The sequence below is a fragment of the Lutimaribacter marinistellae genome (assembly GCF_042648365.1).
GTDB classification, from domain to species: domain Bacteria; phylum Pseudomonadota; class Alphaproteobacteria; order Rhodobacterales; family Rhodobacteraceae; genus Lutimaribacter_A; species Lutimaribacter_A marinistellae.
The window spans coordinates 423696-443825 of record NZ_JBHRXI010000010.1 but is presented as its reverse complement, the minus strand read 5'-3'; the positions used below and the strand labels follow the sequence as shown (position 1 = coordinate 443825).

20 protein-coding genes are annotated in these 20130 nt (G+C 61.8%); 12 read left to right on the top strand and 8 right to left on the bottom strand.

The genetic code is table 11. The features are described from left to right. Positions 1-178: 178 nt before the first annotated feature. Positions 179-832: a fructose-6-phosphate aldolase gene (fsa, locus tag ACFORG_RS10945; protein ID WP_386735476.1), complete on the bottom strand. Its 654-nt coding sequence runs from the start codon at positions 830-832 to the stop codon at positions 179-181. Between the two features lie 93 nt (positions 833-925). On the opposite strand from fsa, the gene ACFORG_RS10940 reads away from it, so the two are divergent. Then, the gene (locus ACFORG_RS10940; protein WP_386735475.1) at positions 926-3121 is read left to right on the top strand and encodes a primosomal protein N'; all 2196 of its coding nucleotides are present in this window, start codon (positions 926-928) and stop codon (positions 3119-3121) included. 2 nt (positions 3122-3123) lie between these two features. Here the strand turns inward: ACFORG_RS10940 and ACFORG_RS10935 are convergent, their stop codons facing one another. Together ACFORG_RS10935 and ACFORG_RS10930 are read right to left on the bottom strand one after the other, a co-directional pair. Further along, on the bottom strand, positions 3124-3534 hold the full coding sequence (locus ACFORG_RS10935; RefSeq protein WP_386735473.1) for a hypothetical protein: 411 nt from the start codon (positions 3532-3534) through the stop codon (positions 3124-3126). A gap of 60 nt (positions 3535-3594) precedes the next feature. Beyond that, complete coding sequence (locus ACFORG_RS10930) at positions 3595-4656, bottom strand: YeeE/YedE family protein (RefSeq protein ID WP_386735472.1); 1062 nt, start codon at positions 4654-4656, stop codon at positions 3595-3597. A gap of 142 nt (positions 4657-4798) precedes the next feature. On the opposite strand from ACFORG_RS10930, the gene ACFORG_RS10925 reads away from it, so the two are divergent. The 4 genes from ACFORG_RS10925 to ACFORG_RS10910 all read left to right on the top strand — a co-directional run bounded on the left by ACFORG_RS10925 (position 4799) and on the right by ACFORG_RS10910 (position 8746). Continuing rightward, positions 4799-6034: an MFS transporter gene (locus ACFORG_RS10925; RefSeq protein ID WP_386735471.1), complete on the top strand. Its 1236-nt coding sequence runs from the start codon at positions 4799-4801 to the stop codon at positions 6032-6034. Between the two features lie 6 nt (positions 6035-6040). Next, entirely contained in the window at positions 6041-7435 is a 1395-nt protein-coding gene (locus ACFORG_RS10920) for an MATE family efflux transporter (RefSeq protein ID WP_386735470.1), read from the top strand. Further along, positions 7435-8307: a 50S ribosomal protein L11 methyltransferase gene (locus ACFORG_RS10915; RefSeq protein ID WP_386735469.1), complete on the top strand. Its 873-nt coding sequence runs from the start codon at positions 7435-7437 to the stop codon at positions 8305-8307. Before ACFORG_RS10920 ends, ACFORG_RS10915 begins: the two co-directional genes overlap by 1 nt. A 94-nt stretch (positions 8308-8401) precedes the next feature. Further along, the gene (locus ACFORG_RS10910; protein ID WP_386735468.1) at positions 8402-8746 is read left to right on the top strand and encodes a hypothetical protein; all 345 of its coding nucleotides are present in this window, start codon (positions 8402-8404) and stop codon (positions 8744-8746) included. A gap of 74 nt (positions 8747-8820) precedes the next feature. Here ACFORG_RS10910 and ACFORG_RS10905 read toward each other — a convergent pair whose 3' ends face one another. After that, positions 8821-9036 carry a DUF1127 domain-containing protein gene (locus ACFORG_RS10905; RefSeq protein ID WP_386735467.1) on the bottom strand — a complete coding sequence of 72 codons (216 nt, stop codon included), beginning with the start codon at positions 9034-9036 and terminating at the stop codon, positions 8821-8823. A gap of 353 nt (positions 9037-9389) precedes the next feature. Here ACFORG_RS10905 and ruvC point away from each other — a divergent pair, with 353 nt between their 5' ends. From ruvC to ACFORG_RS10880, 5 genes are all read left to right on the top strand, one after another. Continuing rightward, positions 9390-9887, top strand: coding sequence for a crossover junction endodeoxyribonuclease RuvC (gene ruvC / locus ACFORG_RS10900; RefSeq protein WP_386735466.1), 498 nt, complete (start codon positions 9390-9392; stop codon positions 9885-9887). After that, positions 9884-10564, top strand: coding sequence for a Holliday junction branch migration protein RuvA (ruvA, locus tag ACFORG_RS10895; RefSeq protein ID WP_386735465.1), 681 nt, complete (start codon positions 9884-9886; stop codon positions 10562-10564). Before ruvC ends, ruvA begins: the two co-directional genes overlap by 4 nt. A gap of 66 nt (positions 10565-10630) precedes the next feature. Continuing rightward, the gene (gene ruvB / locus ACFORG_RS10890) at positions 10631-11650 is read left to right on the top strand and encodes a Holliday junction branch migration DNA helicase RuvB (RefSeq protein ID WP_386735463.1); all 1020 of its coding nucleotides are present in this window, start codon (positions 10631-10633) and stop codon (positions 11648-11650) included. A 61-nt stretch (positions 11651-11711) separates the two neighbouring features. After that, positions 11712-12335: a hypothetical protein gene (locus ACFORG_RS10885; protein WP_386735461.1), complete on the top strand. Its 624-nt coding sequence runs from the start codon at positions 11712-11714 to the stop codon at positions 12333-12335. A gap of 264 nt (positions 12336-12599) precedes the next feature. After that, a complete protein-coding gene (locus ACFORG_RS10880) occupies positions 12600-13199 on the top strand; it encodes a hypothetical protein (protein WP_386735460.1) in 600 nt (199 codons plus the stop codon). A gap of 4 nt (positions 13200-13203) precedes the next feature. Here the strand turns inward: ACFORG_RS10880 and bchO are convergent, their stop codons facing one another. Genes bchO through crtA form a run of 4 tightly spaced genes read right to left on the bottom strand, consistent with a single transcriptional unit; the run spans position 13204 to position 17369 of the window. After that, positions 13204-14061, bottom strand: a complete 858-nt coding sequence (gene bchO, locus ACFORG_RS10875; protein WP_386735459.1) for an alpha/beta fold hydrolase BchO — start codon at positions 14059-14061, stop codon at positions 13204-13206. A 4-nt stretch (positions 14062-14065) separates the two neighbouring features. Beyond that, a complete protein-coding gene (locus tag ACFORG_RS10870) occupies positions 14066-15730 on the bottom strand; it encodes a magnesium chelatase subunit D (RefSeq protein ID WP_386735458.1) in 1665 nt (554 codons plus the stop codon). Beyond that, positions 15727-16731 (bottom strand): magnesium chelatase ATPase subunit I, encoded by a 1005-nt coding sequence (gene bchI / locus ACFORG_RS10865; RefSeq protein ID WP_386735456.1) that lies wholly within the window; start codon positions 16729-16731, stop codon positions 15727-15729. Before bchI ends, ACFORG_RS10870 begins: the two co-directional genes overlap by 4 nt. Beyond that, positions 16728-17369 (bottom strand): spheroidene monooxygenase, encoded by a 642-nt coding sequence (gene crtA, locus ACFORG_RS10860; RefSeq protein WP_386735455.1) that lies wholly within the window; start codon positions 17367-17369, stop codon positions 16728-16730. The genes bchI and crtA overlap by 4 nt, the downstream gene beginning before the upstream one ends. 170 nt (positions 17370-17539) lie before the next feature. On the opposite strand from crtA, the gene ACFORG_RS10855 reads away from it, so the two are divergent. Continuing rightward, entirely contained in the window at positions 17540-19093 is a 1554-nt protein-coding gene (locus ACFORG_RS10855; protein ID WP_386735454.1) for a phytoene desaturase, read from the top strand. Continuing rightward, a complete protein-coding gene (gene crtB / locus ACFORG_RS10850; RefSeq protein WP_386735453.1) occupies positions 19090-20130 on the top strand; it encodes a 15-cis-phytoene synthase in 1041 nt (346 codons plus the stop codon). Before ACFORG_RS10855 ends, crtB begins: the two co-directional genes overlap by 4 nt.

The window sequence follows — 20130 nt, the reverse complement described above, 5'->3', positions numbered from 1 at the left end:
GTGCTCCCGCCCGCCGCGGCCCGATCGTTGATCGGACCCCGTCAGTTGGGCCGGGCACCGCGCCCTTGCGGGGCGCGGCGCGGTCACACTGCGTCAGCCGCGTCTTACATTGGCTTTAGCGCATTCATGAGCGCACATGGGCAACGTCACGATGGGCCACGCATTCCGCCCGCCGATGTCAGAGGATCTTCTGCCCGGTTTTGGCCCAGTCGGCGAGGAAGGTTTCGAGGCCCTTGTCGGTCAGCGGGTGATCGGCAAGTTTCTTGATGACCGCTGGCGGCGCGGTGATCACGTCGGCGCCGATCCGGGCGCTTTCGGTGACGTGGTTCACCGTGCGGATCGAGGCGGCAAGGATCTGTGTCTCGAACCCGTAATTGTCATAGATCGTGCGGATGTCCTGGATCAGGTCCATACCGTCGAGATTGATATCGTCGAGCCGGCCGATGAAGGGCGAGATGAAGGTCGCGCCCGCCTTGGCCGCCAGCAGCGCCTGGTTTGCCGAGAAACACAGAGTGACGTTGACCATGCGGCCTTCGTCCGTGAGTGTCTTGCAGGTCTTGAGCCCGGCCCAGGTCAGCGGCACCTTGACCGCGATATTCTCGGCGATTTCGGCGAGCTTGCGGCCTTCGGCGATCATGTCGTCTGCTTCGGTCGCGACCACCTCGGCCGAGACGGGCCCGTCGACCAGGTCGCAGATCTCCTTGGTGACTTCGAGGATGTCGCGGCCCGATTTCAGGATCAGCGAGGGGTTAGTTGTCACGCCGTCAACCATGCCAAGGTCGTTCAATTCGGCGATGGCGTCGATCTCGGCGGTATCAACGAAGAATTTCATGGCGGCAGTCCTTTGATGGGTTGGCCTCTGTCGCGCTTGGCTTTACCCCAAGTGTCATCCTGCCGAAACCCCTGCCGAGGATTGCCCAAGCCCGTGAGCGGATCTGAGTATTTCGAAGAAGGCGCGCTGGTCGCGGTGCTGACGACACAGCCGCTGGACCGCCTGCTCGACTATGTCGCTCCGGAGGGGGGCTGCTTCGCCGGTGCGTTTGTCGAAGTGCCATTGGGTCCGCGGCGCGTACTCGGCGTGGTCTGGGGACCCGGGCGCGGGGATTTCGACCGGTCAAGGATTCGCCCGGTGCACCGGGTTCTGGACGTGGCCCCGATGCGGCCAGAGATGCGCCAGTTTTTGGGCAAGGCTGCCGATTACACCCTGACCCCGATGCCAGCGATGTTGCGCCTTGCAACCCGCGCTCCGGGACTGGCCGACCCGCCCTCGATGCGCAAGATCTATCGGTTGGGCGACGGTCTGCCTGATCGAATGACCGAAGCGCGCAGCCGCGTGCTTGAGGTATTGCGCGAATATGGCGGGCTGGCCTTCACGCTCAAGGAATTGGCGGAGATGGCTGGTGTCACCTCTTCAGTCGTCAAGGGGTTGGCCAAGCAGGGCGCGGTACGCGAGGAAGACAGCCCGCGCGATACGCCCTATCCGGTTCTGGACCCCGAACGCCCGGGCAAGACCCTGACCGAAGATCAGGCCGACGCCGCGCAAGCGCTGCGAGAAGCTTTGCGTGGGGGAGGCTACGGTACGACTCTGCTCAAGGGAGTCACCGGTTCCGGCAAAACCGAGGTCTATCTGGAAGCGGTGGCCGAAACGCTGCGGCTTGGCCGTCAGGCACTGGTCCTGCTGCCCGAAATTGCGCTGACGGCCGAGTTTCTGACCCGTGTCGAGGCGCGGTTCGGGGCGAAGCCTGCGGAATGGCACTCTGGCGTGACCGTCACCGAACGGCGGCGGATCTGGCGCATGGTCGGTCAGGGCGGGACCCAGCTTGTCGTCGGCGCGCGTTCGTCGCTTTTTCTGCCGTTTCGCGACCTGGGATTGATCATCGTCGATGAAGAGCACGACACCTCCTACAAGCAGGAGGACGGTGTCCTTTACAATGCCCGCGACATGGCAGTGTTGCGTGCAGCGATTTGCGGTGCGCGCGTCGTATTGGCGAGCGCAACACCCAGCTTGGAAAGCTGGGTCAACGCCGAGGCAGGGAAGTACGACCGCCTCACCCTCACATCCCGTTTCGGCGACGCGGTGCTGCCCGAGATGAAGGCGATCGATATGCGCGCCGAGGCGATGCAGCCCGGTACCTGGATTTCGCCGTCGCTGCGAGGTGCGGTGCGGCGGCGGTTGGAGGCGGGCGAGCAGTCGCTGTTGTTCATCAACAGGCGCGGCTATGCGCCTGTGACCCTGTGCAGGGCCTGTGGTCAGCAGGTGGGGTGCGATCATTGCGATGCGCGGATGGTGGAACATCGCTTTCTCAACCGCCTCATGTGCCACCAGTGCGGCGAAACGAAACCCATTCCCGTGAAATGCCCGTCCTGCGGTGTCGAGGGGAAGCTGGCCCCGGTCGGTCCGGGGATCGAACGATTGGCCGAAGAGGCCGAAGCAGCGTTTCCCGATGCCCGGATCGCATTGCTCAGCAGCGACCTCTTCGGTTCCGCGCGTGCGCTCAAGGCCCGGATCGAAGAGATCGCAGCGGGCGAGGCGGACATCGTGATCGGCACGCAACTCGTCGCCAAGGGACATAACTTTCCCAAGCTGACACTGGTTGGGGCGATCGATGCCGATCTGGGGTTGCAAGGATCCGACCTGCGCGCAGCCGAGCGGACGTTTCAGTTGATGCGACAGGTGGCAGGCAGGGCTGGCAGGGCGGAAAAGCCCGGTCAGGCGCTCTTACAGACGTTTCAGCCTGAACATCCGGTGATCCGGGCCATCCTGTCCGGGGACGAGGAGGATTTCTGGCGTGCCGAGGCTGCCGGCCGACAGGCAGCCGAGGTGCCGCCCTTCGGTCGTATGGCTGGCATCATCCTGTCGGGTCCAGAGGTGGGCGCGGTCTTTGACCTTGGAAACGCACTGGCGCGAAATGATGGGCCTCTGCGTAGGATTGGCGCTCAGGTTTTCGGCCCGGCGCCGGCGCCGGTCGCCCGTGTTCGCGGGCGGCACCGGGTCCGTTTGTTGGTTAAGGCCGCAAAGGGCGTTCCCTTGCAAGAGGCCATCACGCAATGGATCGCGCCGATACGCCTCAAGGGGGATTTGCGGCTATCTGTCGATATCGACCCGCAAAGCTTCATGTAGCGTCAGGGGAACAGCCACGGTTCGTCGCGGACCCGGTCGTAGCAATAGTTTTGCGCCGACGCCGCAGTCATGTTGTCCCCGACACGTTTCGTCGACAAGGACAGCCCCGGGGTCGTATCGACGCCTGTCGGCGCGGTCAGCGAAAACTGCACTGATTGCCTGTTTGCGCGCGTTTGCGCCGGTCCCTTGGCCCGCCAGAGATAAACGCGCTGCGTGGCGCCTGCCCCAAGAACCCGGATCGCGTAGTCTCCGGCACCGCACCAATATTGCTGGGCACCCGATCCGACCTCGTTGAGAACTTCGAACACACCATTGCCAACCGGCTCGACCTCGTGCCGGTTGAAAGCGGTAAATGCCAAGGCGCTGCCGGGAAGCAGGGCGAGCAGGCAGATCAGGCGTAGAGTACGGTGCATCGGGTTTCTCCGGGTATCTTCCTGGTTAACGAGGTAATGCGAAACCCGGTTTCGGCGAGGTCAGGCGGTCACCGCTGCGGCGGGTTGATCGACGAGGTAATCGGTGACCATTCCGCCGATCCACATGCAGAACAATGCAACCCAGGCCGTGCCAACGAATATGGACCCGCCGGTCACACCGGCGCCGATCGCGCACCCGCCTGCCAGCATTCCGCCAAATCCCATCATCGCCGCACCGACCATTGCCTTTCGCATGGTGACAGGTCCATCGAAGCCTTGGAACTTCATCTCTCCAGCGAACCAGGCGGCGATCATCGCTCCGATGAATACGCCGGGCACGAGTCCCACGTCGAACTCAAGAACTGGGTCGCGCTCAAGGAAATACATGAGCGTATGTGCTGAGGGTCCAGTGAAGGTCGCGCTTTCGATCTGCACCGGCTCAAAGGCGATCTGGGCAAGCGAAAATGTCAGCACCCAGCCAACGGCGACGGCAAACCCGACACCCGAGGCGAAGATCTGCCGCGATGCCCCGATCCGCTGCCGACGCGACAGGACAAGCGCCAGAACGGCAAATGCAAGACCTATCAACAAACCGGATACTTCCGGCAGACCCAAGGCCGAAAGCAGGTTCACGTTGCGCCCGCCCTCGGTGATCCAGAGTGCCGCGATCTTGTCACGCATCGGCGACAGGATGCCGGACAGGCTCATCTGGGCGACAACGGCGAAGATCAGGCCCGAGACGACCGAGCGCAGATTGCCGGTCGCGGCCAAGACGAGCAGGCGTCCTGAACAGCCCCGGGCAAGAACCATTCCCGCACCGAACATCAAGCCGCCGATAACCGCGCCCGACCAACTGCCGGGTACCGCCATCATGCGTGCATCGGCTGCCTGAAAAAGTCCCAAAAGCTGGGCGAGCTGTACCCAGACCACTGCGGTCGAAAAGGTCAGGAGCCATACGGCGACCTTGTCTTCCATGCGACCGCGTGCGAATTCTACCGTCGCGGCCCGCAGACAGAACCGCGAGCGTTGTGCGGCCACGCCGAACATGATGCCAGTCGCCAGCCCGAACAGTGCCGCGGTGGGTGCTTCCCCGATCCTCTCAACAAGACTGACAAAATCCATTGGACCGGCTCCCAAGATATTCACGCATCGCAATTGATGCGTTGACCTAACGGCTGGCAGGCACCTTCGCATTGATGCAGATCAGATGTGCATCCGGGCTTTTTGTCTCGCCAAGCCATATGAACGGGCGTATGCCCGTTACATGACCAAAACCGTTCCCTTGGCCGAGGCGCGTTCATTGCCCCTCTGGCGTCGTCCGACCACGCTGCTTTTTGTCATGGCGGCGTCGATGCCGATCGCGTTTTATGCCTGGTACGCGCTGCTGAACAACTTCGTGATCGAGGCCGCCGGGTTCGATGGGGCCGACATCGGACTGTTGCACACAGTGCGTGAAATTCCGGGCTTTCTTGCGGTCGGCGTCATCGCGATCATCATCTTCGTGCGGGAACAGGTGCTTGGTCTCGTTTCGCTGATGCTGTTGGGGGTGGCGACGGCATTTACCGCTTGGTTTCCCTCGTTGGGAGGGTTGTTGGCGCTGACCCTTCTTAGTTCCATAGGCTTTCATTACTACGAGACCGTGAACCAGTCGCTGCAACTTCAATGGCTGCCCAAGGACCGTGCGCCGCAGATGCTGGGCTGGCTCATGGCGACGGGTTCGGCAGTGACGCTGGTGGTGTTTATCCTCATCGTGATGATGTGGGAGACGCTGAACCTCGGCTATAATCTCGTGTTCATGACTGCCGGCGCGGCGACGTTTCTTGCTGCTCTCTTCTGTCTCGTCGCCTATCCCCAGTTCGAAGCACCGCACCCGCAGGTCAAGAAGATGATCCTGCGTCGACGTTACTGGCTTTACTACGCTCTACAGTTCATGTCCGGCGCGCGGCGGCAGATATTCATGGTCTTCGCCGGCTTCATGATGGTCGAAAAGTTCGGCTTCGAGGTGCATGAACTGACCGCGCTCTATCTCATCAATCTGATCGTCAACATGATCGTCGCGCCTTTGCTGGGCCGCGCGGTCGCCACGTTCGGAGAGCGGCGGACCCTGACCTTCGAATATGTCGGTCTCGCCATCGTGTTCACGGCTTATGGCGGCATCTACTGGTTCGGCTGGGGCGTTCTGGTGGCAGCCATCCTCTATGTCGTGGATCATATCCTGTTCGGTCTTGCCCTGGCGTTGAAGACATATTTCCAGAAGATCGCCGACCCCGGCGATATCGCCCCGACCGCCGCGGTGGCGTTCACGATCAACCATATTGCCGCTGTGTTCCTGCCGGTCGCGCTGGGGTTGCTTTGGGTGGTGTCCCCGGGTGCCGTGTTCGGGTTGGCCGCGGGGATGGCACTTGTCTCGCTAACGCTGGCTTTGATGATCCCCCGCCATCCGGAACCGGGCAACGAGACGGTGTTCTCACGCTTTGCCCGCGCGGCCCCTGCCGAATGAGTTGTCATGTCTGACAGGGGGAGGTTCCTGACCGGATCGACCATGGGGCATGTCGTGCGTATGACCATGACCGGGGCGATGGGAATTACCTTTGTCTTCCTGGTCGATGCGGCCAACCTGTTCTGGATCTCCCGGCTGGGAGAACCGGTGCTGATGGCGGCGATAGGCTTCGCTTTCGCGATCCAGTTCTTTTCCGTTTCGGCCGGGATCGGCCTGATGATCGCCTCGACCGCACTGGTGTCGCGCCATATCGGGGCCGGCGACCGCGCCTTGGCCCGTAGAACGGCGACCAGCGCTGCGATCATCGCATGCCTGGTGCAGACGACGGCTGCGGTACTGATAATCCTGTTCCGACACGATATCGTCCGTGTCGCCGGCGCCACCGGAGAGACAGCTGACCTCGCCGCGCGGTACCTGGCGATGTCCGTACCATCCCTTGGCATCATGGCGGTCGCGATGATCGCCAATGGTACCTTGAGGGCAGAGGGAGATGGGCGCCGATCGATGATGGTCACTCTGACCTCGGGGTCCGTTGCCATGATCGTCGACCCGTTCCTGATCGTCGGGCTCGAGATGGGGCTGGATGGAGCGGCGCTGGGCTTGAACCTGTCGAGATGTGTTATGCTGGTGCAGGCCTTCCGCTTTGCAGTTGGGACGCACGACCTGATGGCGCGTCCATCGCTTGCGGATGTCGCATCGACCTTGCGGCCTTATCTGGCAATCGCGGTACCGGCCATTCTTGCTCAGCAGGCGGCGCCTGTGGGCAACTACCTGCTCACGACAGTGATGGCCGGTTTCGGTGACGAGGCGATGGCAGGTTGGGCCGTTGTCGGTCGTCTGACCGTTGTTGCCTTTGGCGGGGTTTTCTCGTTGGCGGGGGCGATCGGCGGCATCTTTGGTCAGAACTACGGTGCGCGGGAATACGCGCGGCTGCGTTCGACCTATCGCGATGCGCTGGTGTTCGGATTTGCCTACACTCTGGTAACCTGGACACTCCTGGCGGCGGCTGGCCCTTATGTGATCAGCGGTTTCGGGCTGGAGGGAGAGGGCGCGCAGGTCGTACGAAGTTTCGTCATGATCGGCGCCGGGTCCTTTGTTTTCGCCGCGGCCCTGTTCGTCGCCAATTCCGCGTTCAACGCGCTGGGGCGGCCGGCATGGTCCACCTTGGCCAGTTGGACGCGGGATGGCGTCCTCACCTGGCCGGCCGCCATCTGGCTTGCGGCGGTCTTCGGCTCTTCCGGGGTGATCTATGCGCAGGCACTGGTTGCGATCGTCGCGGGCGTAACGGTGGCTTGGCTTGGGTGGCGCTATGTCTGCGGGCTGGAGCGGCGAGACCTGCCGGCGCTTGACCTCGAACCGCCGCGACCCTACGCCCATGCCGACAGATTTCGGAGACGATGATGACCACATTCACCGCCCTTACGACCCTTTCCGGCAAAACCGGCGCCGAAGCGCTGGGCGAAGCGATGGAGCGGCTGGAGCCGGAACCGACAGGCGTCGGCGTTTTCGAACTCGAAGACGGATCGGGCCTGTGGGAGGTCGGCGGCTACTTTACCGAAGCGCCTGATGAAGCCGCGCTCGCTCTGTTGGCCGCAGCCTTCGGTGCGAAACCTTTCACCGTGTCCGAGGTGCCTGAAACCGACTGGGTGGCGCATGTCCGGCGCGAGCTTGCCCCGGTCGAGGCCGGGCGCTTTTTCGTTTATGGCAGTCACGATGCCGACAAGGTGCCGGAGGGGCGGATTCCGCTTCTGATCGAGGCTGCCATGGCCTTTGGTACGGGGCACCACGGAACGACCTTGGGCTGCCTGAAGGCTCTCGACAGGCTGCTCAACGAAGGGTTTGAAGCACGAAGAGTCGCAGACATCGGATGTGGTACCGCCGTTCTGGCAATGGCGGCGGCGCGCGTGTGGGATGGCACCTTTATCGCCAGCGACATTGATGCCGTTGCTGTTGACGTGGCCGAGGCCAACCTGCAGGCGAACGGGATGGGAGGCAGCGTGACCTGTGTCGAGGCTGCAGGGTTCGACCACCCGCAACTTGCCGATGCCGCACCTTACGATCTGATCTTCGCCAATATCCTCAAGGGACCGCTGATGGCGCTTGCAGAGGATCTGATCTCCCATCTCCGCCCCGGCGGATATGCGATTCTTTCGGGGATTCTCAACGAGCAAGCGGATGAGGTAGCTGGGCATTATTGCCAGATCGGAACCAGTGTCGCGTCGCGCGGCGAAATTGGTGAATGGACCACGCTCGTAATGCACAAAAACGGCTAGTTTTAGGCAATCCGCACGCAATCGCCTTGGTCTTGCCCCAATCTGCCCTTAGCTTGACATAGTCGCTGGTGGGGGCCGGTACACGGAGGCTGCCATGGCCGGAAACCAGGTAGAATTCGACAGGCGCATCAGGCGCTTGGCAAAAAAACACAACGCGATGGCCGGTGGCTATCGCGCGCAGATGCGGCCCGACGGTCTGATCGTGATGAAGCCGCGGCGCTCAAGGCCCGGCATATCCTTTCGCGCCATCGTGTTCTTCATTGCAGGCTTTTTCGTTTTCAAGGGCTTCATGTTGGCAAGCGTCGGCGTTGCGACCTACGAGGAGCGTGTCGCACGCCTCGCCGAAGGCACGACAGCGGAGCGCGCCGGTGCATGGGTGATGAATGCTGACCCTGTGTCGACCTATATCTCGGAAACGCTTGGCCCTTGGCTTCGTTGATCCAGTCGACAAAACGAAAACGCCGCGTCAGGCTCTGACGCGGCGCAATTCGTTCTCGAAGAGTGCTGGCGCGATCAGGCTTTACGCCCTTCGGCAACCAGTTCGATGTCACCGCGGCAAAGGCCGATATCTTCCAGCTCGCGGTCGCTCAGCGCACCGAGCGTCTTGCGTGTAATGCGAGCGTCGTTCCATTCGGCAAAAGCTGCGGAAAAACTGCCAATGGTTGTGCTCAAACGGCCGAAAAGGCCGAACGAAGCTGTTGCGGTGCGGGTGGTGTCCAGTACGGCCATGTCGCGGATCCTTTCGTTTAGGCGAACGTGCTCTGAAGCGATTTGGCGGGCATCTAGTGATCTCGTTTGACCCTCGCAAGACGGCAAAACCGCATGCGTCCCATGCAGTTTCTGCATGGCTGCATTTCACAGAAAAACCTTGAAATATTGGCGATTTTTTATCTCGGCTGTTGCCGTTTCTGCGCTTTGGCATGTCGCTTCTGTGCTCTTGGTGTCGGTGACGGGAATAGTCGTGTCGTTTTCCGACATCTCGCAAACTGCTTGGAAAATGTTCGCCTTTCGTGCTACTGCTCAAGAAATGTTTCGAAAGCGGTCAGAACCGGCATAGAACCGGAAGGCGGACAGGGGCAGCAATGCGGATTCTGGGCATTGATCCGGGCTTGAGGGCCATGGGCTGGGGTGTAATCGAATCATCTGGCAGCCGGTTGTCGCATGTCGCAAACGGGGTGTGTCAGTCGGATGGCGACGATCTGGGCGAACGTCTGCTCTCGCTGCACAACCAGCTTTCCGAGATCATCTTGGCGTATTCTCCGGATCAGGCCGCGATCGAACAGACTTTCGTGAACAAGGACGGGGCGGGAACGCTCAAACTCGGTCAGGCGCGGGGGGTCGCGCTGCTGACGCTGGCAAGGGCCGGTTTGCCGGTGGGTGAATACGCGCCAAACCGGGTCAAGAAGACTGTCGTCGGCGTGGGGCACGCCGAGAAGGAGCAGGTTCAGCATATGGTCAAGCTGCAATTGCCCGGCTGCCGGCCCAAGAATGCGGACGCGGCCGACGCCTTGGCGATCGCCATTTGTCATGCATTCTACGGAAACGCTCCCACATCTCGGATGCGCGAGGTCGGCACGTGATTGGCAAGCTGACTGGGGTGATTGACTATCGGACGGGCGATCACGTGATGATCGACGTGCGGGGCGTTGGCTACATCGTGTATTGTTCGGACCGGACGCTTGCGGCGCTGCCGGGTCCGGGCGAGGCGGTGGCGCTATACACCGATCTGCTGGTGCGCGAAGACCTCATGCAACTCTATGGCTTTACCTCGCTGGTAGAGAAGGAGTGGCATCGGCTTCTATGTTCCGTGCAGGGTGTCGGCGCCAAGGTTTCACTTGCGATCCTCGGCGCCTTGGGGCCCGAAGGCGTCAGTCGGGCCATCGCTCTGGGTGATTGGGCGGCCGTCAAGGCGGCCAAGGGCGTCGGTCCCAAAACCGCGCAGCGCATAGTGCTTGACCTCAAGGATAAGGCCCCAACGGTTATGGCGATGGGCAGCACCTCTACGTTTCAACATGAAGAAACGATGATCGAGGCGGGCGATCCGGAGGCTGCCGCGCCTGTTGCCCCTGCTCGGCGCAGTCGTCCGCCTACGAGTGCCGCAGCGGCCAGTGCCGGTGCGTTGTCTGCACTCTCGAACCTCGGCTATGGGCCGTCCGAGGCTGCCGCAGCAGTGGCCGAAGCCGCCGCCCAAGCGCCCGAGGCCGGCGAGGCCGAGCTGATCCGGGCGGCGCTCCGTCTCCTTGCTCCGAAAGGATAGGAATGACGCGTTGTCTTTTCAGTCGGTCAAGTGGCTCGTCCGTTGTTGACCACGGGAGCGCCAGAAATGGTTGAGTCAGATCCCACGTTGCGCCCCGACCCGCTTCCTGAAGACACGGATCGCGCGCTTCGTCCGCAGGGCTTGGATGAGTTCATCGGACAGGCCGAAGCGCGGGCAAACCTGCGCATTTTTGTCCAATCCGCACGTCAGAGAGGCGAGGCAATGGACCACACTCTGTTCCACGGTCCGCCGGGCCTCGGCAAGACCACATTGGCCCAGATCATGGCCCGGGAGTTGGGTGTGAGTTTCCGCATGACGTCCGGGCCCGTACTGGCCAAAGCGGGCGATCTGGCCGCGATCCTGACCAATCTTGAAAGCCGCGACGTGCTGTTCATCGACGAGATCCACCGGTTGAACCCCGCTGTCGAAGAAGTGCTTTACCCGGCCATGGAGGATTTCGAGCTTGACCTCGTGATCGGTGAAGGGCCCGCTGCGCGCACTGTGCGGATTGAGTTGCAGCCCTTCACGCTGGTGGGCGCGACAACCCGGATGGGATTGCTGACGACGCCCCTGCGTGATCGCTTCGGTATCCCGACCCGCCTGCAGTTCTACACCGTGGACGAATTGCACGAGATCGTGACCCGCAACGCCCGCAAACTGGGTGCGCCGGCGGATGAGGCGGGCGCGCGAGAGATTGCGCAACGCTCGCGCGGAACGCCACGCATCGCGGGACGGCTTTTGCGCCGTGTCGTCGATTTCGCAGTTGTCGAGGGCGACGGGCACATCACGCAGGCTCTTGCCGATGGTGCGCTGACAAGACTCGGTGTCGACAAGCTGGGGCTGGACGGTGCGGACAGGCGGTATCTGCGCCTGATCGCCGAAAACTATGCAGGTGGTCCCGTCGGGATCGAGACCTTGTCTGCCGCGCTCAGCGAAAGCCGCGACTCTCTGGAAGAAGTGATTGAACCCTACCTGTTGCAGCAGGGGCTGATCCAGCGTACGCCACGCGGTCGCATGCTGGCGCGCAAGGCCTGGGATCATCTGGGCATGCCTGCACCCAAGGGACAAAACGACCTGTTCGGTTGAACCAGCGGGCCGAGGGTTTTATGCCTTCGGCGGCGATTTTTTACGGACAAAGGGGCAGTGCATGACACCGCAAGAGATAGAAGCGCTCTTCACTCGCGAAAGCGGTGAATACCTGTTTGCCCGTTGGGGGCGACCAATCGTTCCGGTGGTGTTCGGAGTTAAAGACGAGACTTTGGCGACCGTCAAAGGGGCGTTCGAGGCAGTCGTCGCGTTGGCCGGACACAAGATGGCCGAAACCGATCCAGAGCTGGGCGCTAATGTCATGGTCTTCTTCTTCCGTGAATGGGAGGAGTTGCCGGAAGTACCCGGCCTTGATCGCCTGATCCCGGACCTTGATCAATTGGTCGGACGCCTGATTTCGACCAGCGCAAACCAGTACCGCATCTTTCGTTTCGACGAAGCGGGGGCCATCAAGGCGGCCTTTGTCTTTCTGCGCATGGACGAGGAATTGTCCAAGGTGCCGGCCCAGACGCTGGCGCTCAGCCAAGTGGTTCAAACGGTCCTCTTGTGGTCGGATTTGGCATTCCGCGACAGGTCGGCCCTGGCTGTAGCTGATGACACCGTTATCCTTCGGCCTGATATCGCGGGTGTCATCCGCGCAGGATACGATCCGGTACTGCCCGCCATGTCGCAGGATTCGGCACATGCGTTACGGCTTTATGCGCGTATGCAGCAGACCAACTGAGCTGAGCCGACCAAACCCCGCGACCCTAAACTGCCCAAGTATTGGGCAGGTAACGTTCCTTGCCTTGTGTAACTGAAACAGCGGTAAGAGCGGGCAAGATTCATTCTGCATTTCATGATATGGTCAACCCGATTGCCTGTCGGAAGCGCTAAGGATGGAGGGTTTGTCGTGCCGGAGGAGGAAAAGGGAACATCCTGTCTGGTTGTATGCTGGACGCTTGGAGGATTGGTTGGCGTAGGTCTTGCGGTTGCTCTTGGAAGCGTAATGCCCGTCGTGTTTGCGACCGTTATCGGCGTAGCTGCAGGTTTGGGAATTGCGATCTTTCTCCAGCGCAATCTGTGCGGGTTGGCTGCCGATCATTGGGGACCACTCGAAGGATTGAAAGGTGTGCCCGGGTGGGATGCGCCTGGACAGGACAATACAGAGACGTCCAGTCCAACCCCAACGGTGCCGGAGGCACCCAGTGTCGCGACCGACGCTCGTGCCGTTTCGTCCGAACCGGCGCTGAAATCGACCCTTTTGGCAGGAGAAACGGAACTGTCCGAAAGGAAAGGTTCATGGCGATACGATTCAGAGTCCAACGGTCCTGCGAGTGGATCAACGGCTGGGGATGAACCTGCGCTTTATGCGCTGGCCGATCCCGCACAGGCAGACGATCTGAAGCGGATAAACGGGGTTGGTCCGAAACTGGAGGAACAGCTCAACGAACTGGGGGTGCACCATTTCCACCAGATCGCGGCCTGGACCTCGGAAAATGCTGCTTGGGTTGATGAGAAACTCTCTTTTCGCGGTCGTATCGAGCGTGACGATTGGATCGCACAGGCGCGCGAGCTGTCTGCTGAACAGAATACCGGAGCTGCCTGAGTTTTCAGTCCTGTCGCAGCCAGTCCAGAATATGGTCTGAAACTGTGTCGGGGGCTTCCTCATGTGCGAGGTGGCCCAGTCCGGCAAGGTCAATGTTTCGTGCGGCAGGTATGAGCGACGTTGCACGAGCGGACACTTCGGGCGCCACCGCCGTGTCAGCACTTCCTGTCAGCAAAAGGCATCGGGCGGTGATGTCTGAAAGCCGGTCCAGCAGCGGATCGATATCCCACTGCGACATCATCTTCAGCGTAGCGTCGACATGGGATGGGTCGGAGATGAGCCGGGCATACAGATCCAATCCGTCGGCATCGATATGAGAACCGGTTCCCTCGATCAGGCGTCGCGCACGGGCGGGGTTGGGACCTCCGGCCGTGAAGGCGACGGCAGTGAAGGGCGTAATCGCGAGCAGCTTGGCAAGCAGCGGAAAAAGCCAGCCAGCCATGCCGTCAAAGCGCCCGAGAGCGGCGTTGATCGTAACAACAGCCGGGGAGTCAGGGAGGCGTTGCGCCAGATCCAAGGCAATTGCGCCACCGGCCGAATGCCCCACCACAAGGGCTGGGCGCAGGTCGAGCGTCTGGCACAGGGTGCCGATATCCGCGCTCATTGCCGTCAATCCGCAGCGTGCCGGAGATCCCATGCGAGTGAAGCCTTGGCCGGGCAAATCGATTGCGACGACCCGGTTATTGCTCTCCAGCCGAGGGAAAAGGTGGCGCCATGTATGGGTTGATGCACCTGCGCCATGCAGAAGAAGGATCACCGGCCCGCTTCCGCTTTCCTGGATGTGCCAGCGGTGCGGAGGCGACGCGACGCGGCGCGACAGATGATTGAGCGGCCAGGTGGCCAGGTCGCGGTCCCAATCCATGCCTTCAGCTCGCCAGTGCCGATTTTGCGGCAGTGCTGATACGGCGTGAATCGGCACGCGGCAGGGCAAGGTGCCTTGCGCCCAGCCACTCGGCGAGCGCCGCGCTGTCGGGGCCAGCCCGCGGAGAGGTGTCGATGACGAGACCAGGCAAACCGAGTTGGTGCCAAGCAACGGCCATGGCATTTGTATCTTCTCTTGCCCGTGCGCGGCTTGCCCCTCCATCGAGCGCAATATTGGCGCGCCCATCGGTTAGCACGGCCAAGGTAGGGGCAAGTCCGCCACGTCGCGCATGCAAGGCGATGTCTATGGCCGCACGAATACCTGCGGCAAGCGGAGTGCCTCCGCCGCCCGGCAAAGCTTGCAGGCGGCGCTTGGCCTGTACTAATGCGCGGGTTGGGGGCAGCAGCAATTCTGCGCCCTCCTTGCGAAATGCCACAAGTGCCACTTGATCACGCTGAGCATAGGCTTCTGCCAGCAGGATTTCGACGGCACCCTTGGCCTCGGCCATACGGGCCATGGCGGCAGAGCCGGAGGCATCGACAGCGAAAATCACCAGCCGATCGGAACGGTCTTCGTAGCGGCGCAGGCGAATGTCAGAGGGGTGGATAATGAGTTTTTGATCAGTTTCTCGAGACTTGCGGCGCAGTGCTTGCCACGGCGCGGCGGCTCGCAACGTGGCGAAAACGTCAATCCGGGCGCGGCCATCCGGTCTGCCCGGACGTGGTGGAAGTGGTCTGCCGCGCCGATTGCCCTTGCGTCGCTGACCCGCACCGCTTCCCTTTGCACCGCGCAGGGTGCGGGCCTTGTCCCTCGCCGCAAGAAGCCCGTCTGGCAGGCACGCGGCCACCGATTTGATCAACATATCCTCGGGTGGCAGACTGTTGTTTCCGTCGCCCTCCGTTTGGTCCCCGTTTTGTCGCTCGGGGGTATCCTCAGGTGGTTCCTGCGGTTCTTCGGGAATCTGTGTCGCGCGGCAGGGATACACAAGTTCCGCGGCTTCACGCAGGTGCTCATCCGTTACAATGTCGTCCCCCTCCAGCGCGACCAATGCGCGTGCGCAACGCAAGGCAAGGAGCGGTGCGCGAAGGCTTGCGATGCCGAGCCGCGCTGCCGTTACGGTAAGCGTGTATACGGCCTCTGGTAGAACGACTACCGAATGGAGGTTCGCCTGCGCGCGGTCGATATCGGCCGACGCAGGCAGGCTTGGTTGTGCATCTGCGGCACGGAAACCGGAGAGGTCGAGATGAAACGCCAGCCGCTCGGCCAGGGCAGGCGGTGACATCTCTTCCGGCTCGGCGCCTTCGTCCAAGAGAATCAAGGCATGACCCGTGTCGGCGTCGAGCAATTGTCCGAGCCGCGCGGCGAGACCCGGAGGTGTGCGTTCGGCCATCGGCAGGACGATCACTGCGGCCGATTCTGCAAGGCCCGCGTCGCGTATCATGTGGCCAGAGGCGATTGACGCTGCAACGTTCAACCCTCCAAAGAGCTGCGTATCATCAAGGCCGGGATGAATGCGGCGCAGTGGTAGGGCCAAACGCGAAAGCGCTTCGTCCCAAGCTTGTCGCACGGGTCCGGGGCGCGCGCGGATCACCATGCCTTTCAGGCCAGCTGGATCGACGCATAGCGCCGCAAGTGCGCGGTCGGCCCTGAGTTTGTCAGCCGCGATCATGGAAGGGTTTCCGCCACAACGCGTGAAACGCGCGCGCCCGACCCTGCCTCGTCCAGCGGATCGCGCCGCAGACGGTGGCTGAGTGCCAGCGGCGCGGCCTGACGCAAGTGAACTCGGTTGACTTCGCCTGCCTGTTCCAACGCGGCCAGAGCACGCGCCGCGCGCAATAACGTGAGCTCACCCCTCAAGCCATCGGTGCCAAGCGCCATGCTGAGCCGTGCGCAATCCGTGAGGACATCGTCCGATGTGATCGTTTGCCCGAGAGCGTCTCGCGCGGCTAGGATGCGGTCACGCAGCCTGGCGTCTTCGGCCTGCCATCGGGCCATGAAGGCTTCGTGATCGGTCTCGAACTCCGTGCGTCGCCGTATCACTTCGACTCTTTCTTCGACGTTGTCGGGCGAACTCACCTCCACCGACAGTCCGAACCGGTCGAGCAGTTGCGGACGAAGCTCTCCCTCTTCGGGATTGCCCGACCCGACGAGAACGAAGCGCGCGGGGTGGCGGATTGACAGGCCTTCTCGCTCGACCATGTTCATCCCCGATTGCGCCACGTCCAGCAGGAGATCGACGATATGGTCCTCGAGCAGGTTCACCTCATCGATGTAAAGGTAGCCTCGGTTTGCACGCGCCAGCAGGCCGGGTTCGAAAGCCTTTTCCCCTTGTGTCAAAGCGCGTTCGATATCTAGGGCACCGGTCACGCGGTCCTCGGTCACGCCAAGCGGCAGGTCGACGACAGGTGTCGGGCGCTCGATCAGCGCCGTGTCCTTGACGTCGGTCCAATCTGGAATGTCACGCGCGGTGGCCGAATTCACGGGACAACCCGCAACGACGGTAATTGGGGGCAATAGCGCCGCCAGCGCACGGACGGCTGTCGATTTTCCGGTGCCTCTGTCGCCAAAGACTAAGACGCCCCCCAGTCCCGGGTCGATGGCGGTGAGGACCATTGCGCGCTTCATTTCGTATTGGCCAACGATGGCGGAGAACGGAAAGGGGGTCGTCATGGAGTTTCCTTCAGAGTGGCAAGGGGCGCGCGTCCTGCCCATGTTCCACGATCCCCCAGGATGCGGAAGCGGGCATAGAGTTCTTCCCGGAACCATTCGCCGTCCCGCACTGCCTTGATCGCGTTTGCATGCGGCCCGTCCGCGCGGGCGAAGGCGGCCATGCTTTCGGTATCGGGCCAAATGGAAAAGGTGATCTGGTGCAACAGCGGCACCTCTCCGATCCCTATCTTGAAGGCGACATTGGGGTCGGCACCGATCACCGCGCTGATGTCGGGCACGCGACGCCAGAAACGCAAGGCGCGCGAGGGACGAAGGGTCGCCCGGGTAAGCGCCGCGACAGGCCCGTGCGTATCGCCATGTTCGGGTACGAAAGGCGTAACACCCGACCATTCCCCGCGCGACGATGTCGGGGCAAGAAAGAGCGTCCAGCTTTCAGTGGCGTGTGATGCGTAGCGCCGGAAAATCCGCGCCTCGACGGTCTGCTTTCGCGCTGTGACCAGATCGGGCCATGTCGCAAGTATTGCGTAGACACCGGTATTGGGCACGGGGGTGAACCCCTCTCCTGTTCCCGAGCCACACAACTTCCAGAATCCGATCCCCTCGATCCGCGCCATTGCGGGGCGCGCGAGGCCCATCATGGCAAAGGCCCAGATGCGGGCTGCACCGGTAAACCGGTAGAAGGTGAGGCTGGCGGTTTGAATCGGTGGGACCCTCCGGTTGATGCCACAAGTCTTGCATCTGCCTTCGTTTGAGGAAAGAGGCGGAATGCCTAATTGTCAACTTTAGCTTACAGTAGTAGGCTGGATGAATGTTGACACGCTTCGACCCTGCCTTTCTGTCGGATTCCGGTGCCTCTCCCCGAGCGCACGCGGTGGTCATCGGCGCGGGGCTTGGCGGGCTTGCCTCGGCAATGCGGTTGGGGGCGATGGGCTATCGTGTGACCGTGCTGGACCGGCTCGACGTGCCTGGCGGGAGGGGTTCAGCCGTGGTGAAAGGCGGGCATCGGTTCGATCTTGGCCCCACGATTGTTACCGTGCCTCAGGTATTCCGGGAATTGTGGGCCGCCTGTGGGCGGCAGTTCGAGGATGATGTCGACCTGCGTCCACTGGACCCATTCTATGAAATCCGCTGGCCCGATGGCAGCTGCTTCACCATGCGGCAAGACCGGTCGGAAATGGAAGCCGAGGTTGCGCGCCTGTCACCCGGGGATGTCGACGGATACCGCAAGTTCCTTGCAGGGGCCGAAACACGCTATTGGTTCGGGTTCGAGGATCTTGGACGCCGGTCAATGCACCGGTTGGGCGATCTTGTTCGGGTATTGCCGACTTTCGCGAAACTGCGGGCCGACCGGTCGGTTCACGGCTATGCCGCGCGGTGTGTCAAGGACGAAAGGTTGCGGATGGCGCTGTCGTTCCATCCGCTTTTCATTGGAGGGGACCCGTTCCATGTAACCTCGATGTACGCGTTGGTGAGCCATCTCGAAGCGGAATTCGGTGTTCACTACGCGATGGGTGGCGTCTCGGCAATGGCACAGGCGATGGTTCGTGTGATCGAGGAACAGGGTGGTCGCGTTCGGCAAGAGGTCGAGGTTGACGAGATCCGCGTTGCCGATGGACGCGCAAGAGGCGTGACGCTGACAGGCGGTGAGGTGATCCCGGCGAATATCGTCGTGTCGAACGCAGATGCCGGCCACACATATGACCGCCTGCTCAGAGGTCACAAAAGGCGGCGCTGGACTGGGGCGCGGCTGAAGAGGTCGCGATGGTCCATGGGGCTTTTCGTCTGGTATTTCGGAACACGCGGGACACGCGAGAAATGGTCCGATGTCGGTCATCACACGATCCTGAACGGTCCGCGCTATCGCGGTCTGGTCAAGGACATCTTCCTGAAGGGGCGATTGGCGAAGGACATGAGCCTTTACGTCCATCGCCCCAGCGTGACGGACCCCAGTGTCGCTCCGGATGGCGGGGATACGTTTTATGCTCTCAGTCCGGTGCCGCATCTCGGCCATGATGAACCGGTGGACTGGAACAAAATGGCAGAGACTTATCGCGCGCGTGTGCAGAGCGTGTTGGAGCGCGACCTGTTGCCTGGTCTTGGCGAGCATTTGACCGAGTCGCTGGTCTATACCCCCGAGACGTTCCGGGACCGCTACCTGAGCCCGCACGGCAGTGGGTTTTCGATCGAACCGCGCATTCTGCAAAGTGCGTGGTTCCGTCCACACAACATCAGCGAAGAAGCCGAGGGCCTGTTTCTTGTCGGGGCCGGAACGCATCCCGGCGCTGGTCTGCCCGGAGTGATCGGGAGCGCCGAAGTGCTGGCCCAACTGGTTCCACTGCCACAAACCTTGGTGCAATCATGATCGACGCAGAAGACATGGCACATTGCGTGGAAGCGATCCGACATGGATCGCTTTCCTTCCACACCGCTTCGCGCCTGTTGCCCGCAAGGGTTCGCGACCCTGCCTTGGCACTTTATGCGTTTTGTCGGTTGGCCGACGATGCCGTGGATCTGCAGGAGGCGAAGGCGCGTGCCGTTCTCGACCTTCACGAGAGGTTGGAAAAAGCCTACGCCGGACGGCCGGACAATGCCCCGGCGGACAGGGCCTTTACGGCGGTTGTCGAGCAGTTCGAAATGCCCCGTGCCTTGCCCGAAGCCTTGCTGGAAGGTTTGGCCTGGGATGCGATGGAACGCCGTTACGCCAGTCTTGAGGAGTTGAGGTCCTACTCGGCACGCGTGGCCTCGACAGTGGGTGCAATGATGTGTGTGTTGATGCGCAAGCGGGGTGCTGACGCCCTCGCGCGCGCCTGCGATCTGGGCGTTGCCATGCAATTGACCAACATAGCCCGCGACGTCGGAGAAGATGCTCGCGAAGGGAGGTTGTACCTGCCTCTGGAATGGCTTTCCGAGGAAGATATCGAGCCCAAAGCTTTTCTTGCCGCGCCGCGAATTGGCGAAGGTTTGTCCAGCGTAATCCGACGGTTGTTGCGCGAGGCTGAGCGTCTTTATAGCCGAGCGGAAACAGGGATCGCCCTGTTGCCGTTGGATGCGCGGCCCGGGATCTATGCCGCACGGTACATCTATGCCGATATCGGACGGATCGTCGCGCGAAACGGGTATGACTCCATCACTCGGCGCGCACGCACGAGTGCCGGTCGAAAGCTCGGCCGACTTGGTCTTTCTGTTTTACGGGCGGGCATGACTATGGCGACGCCGCTCTCTCCCGTGATCCATGCTCGACCCTTGCCCGAGACTGAATTCCTTGTCGCGGCAGCGGCGCGGCAGCAGGCACCACAACGTGACTGGAGTGACACCCTGCACGAAAGCTTGGTGGTGTTGAAATCCCGAGAGGCGGAGCGTCGCGCAGCATTGATACGGCCATTGCCAACGGCTAGGTAG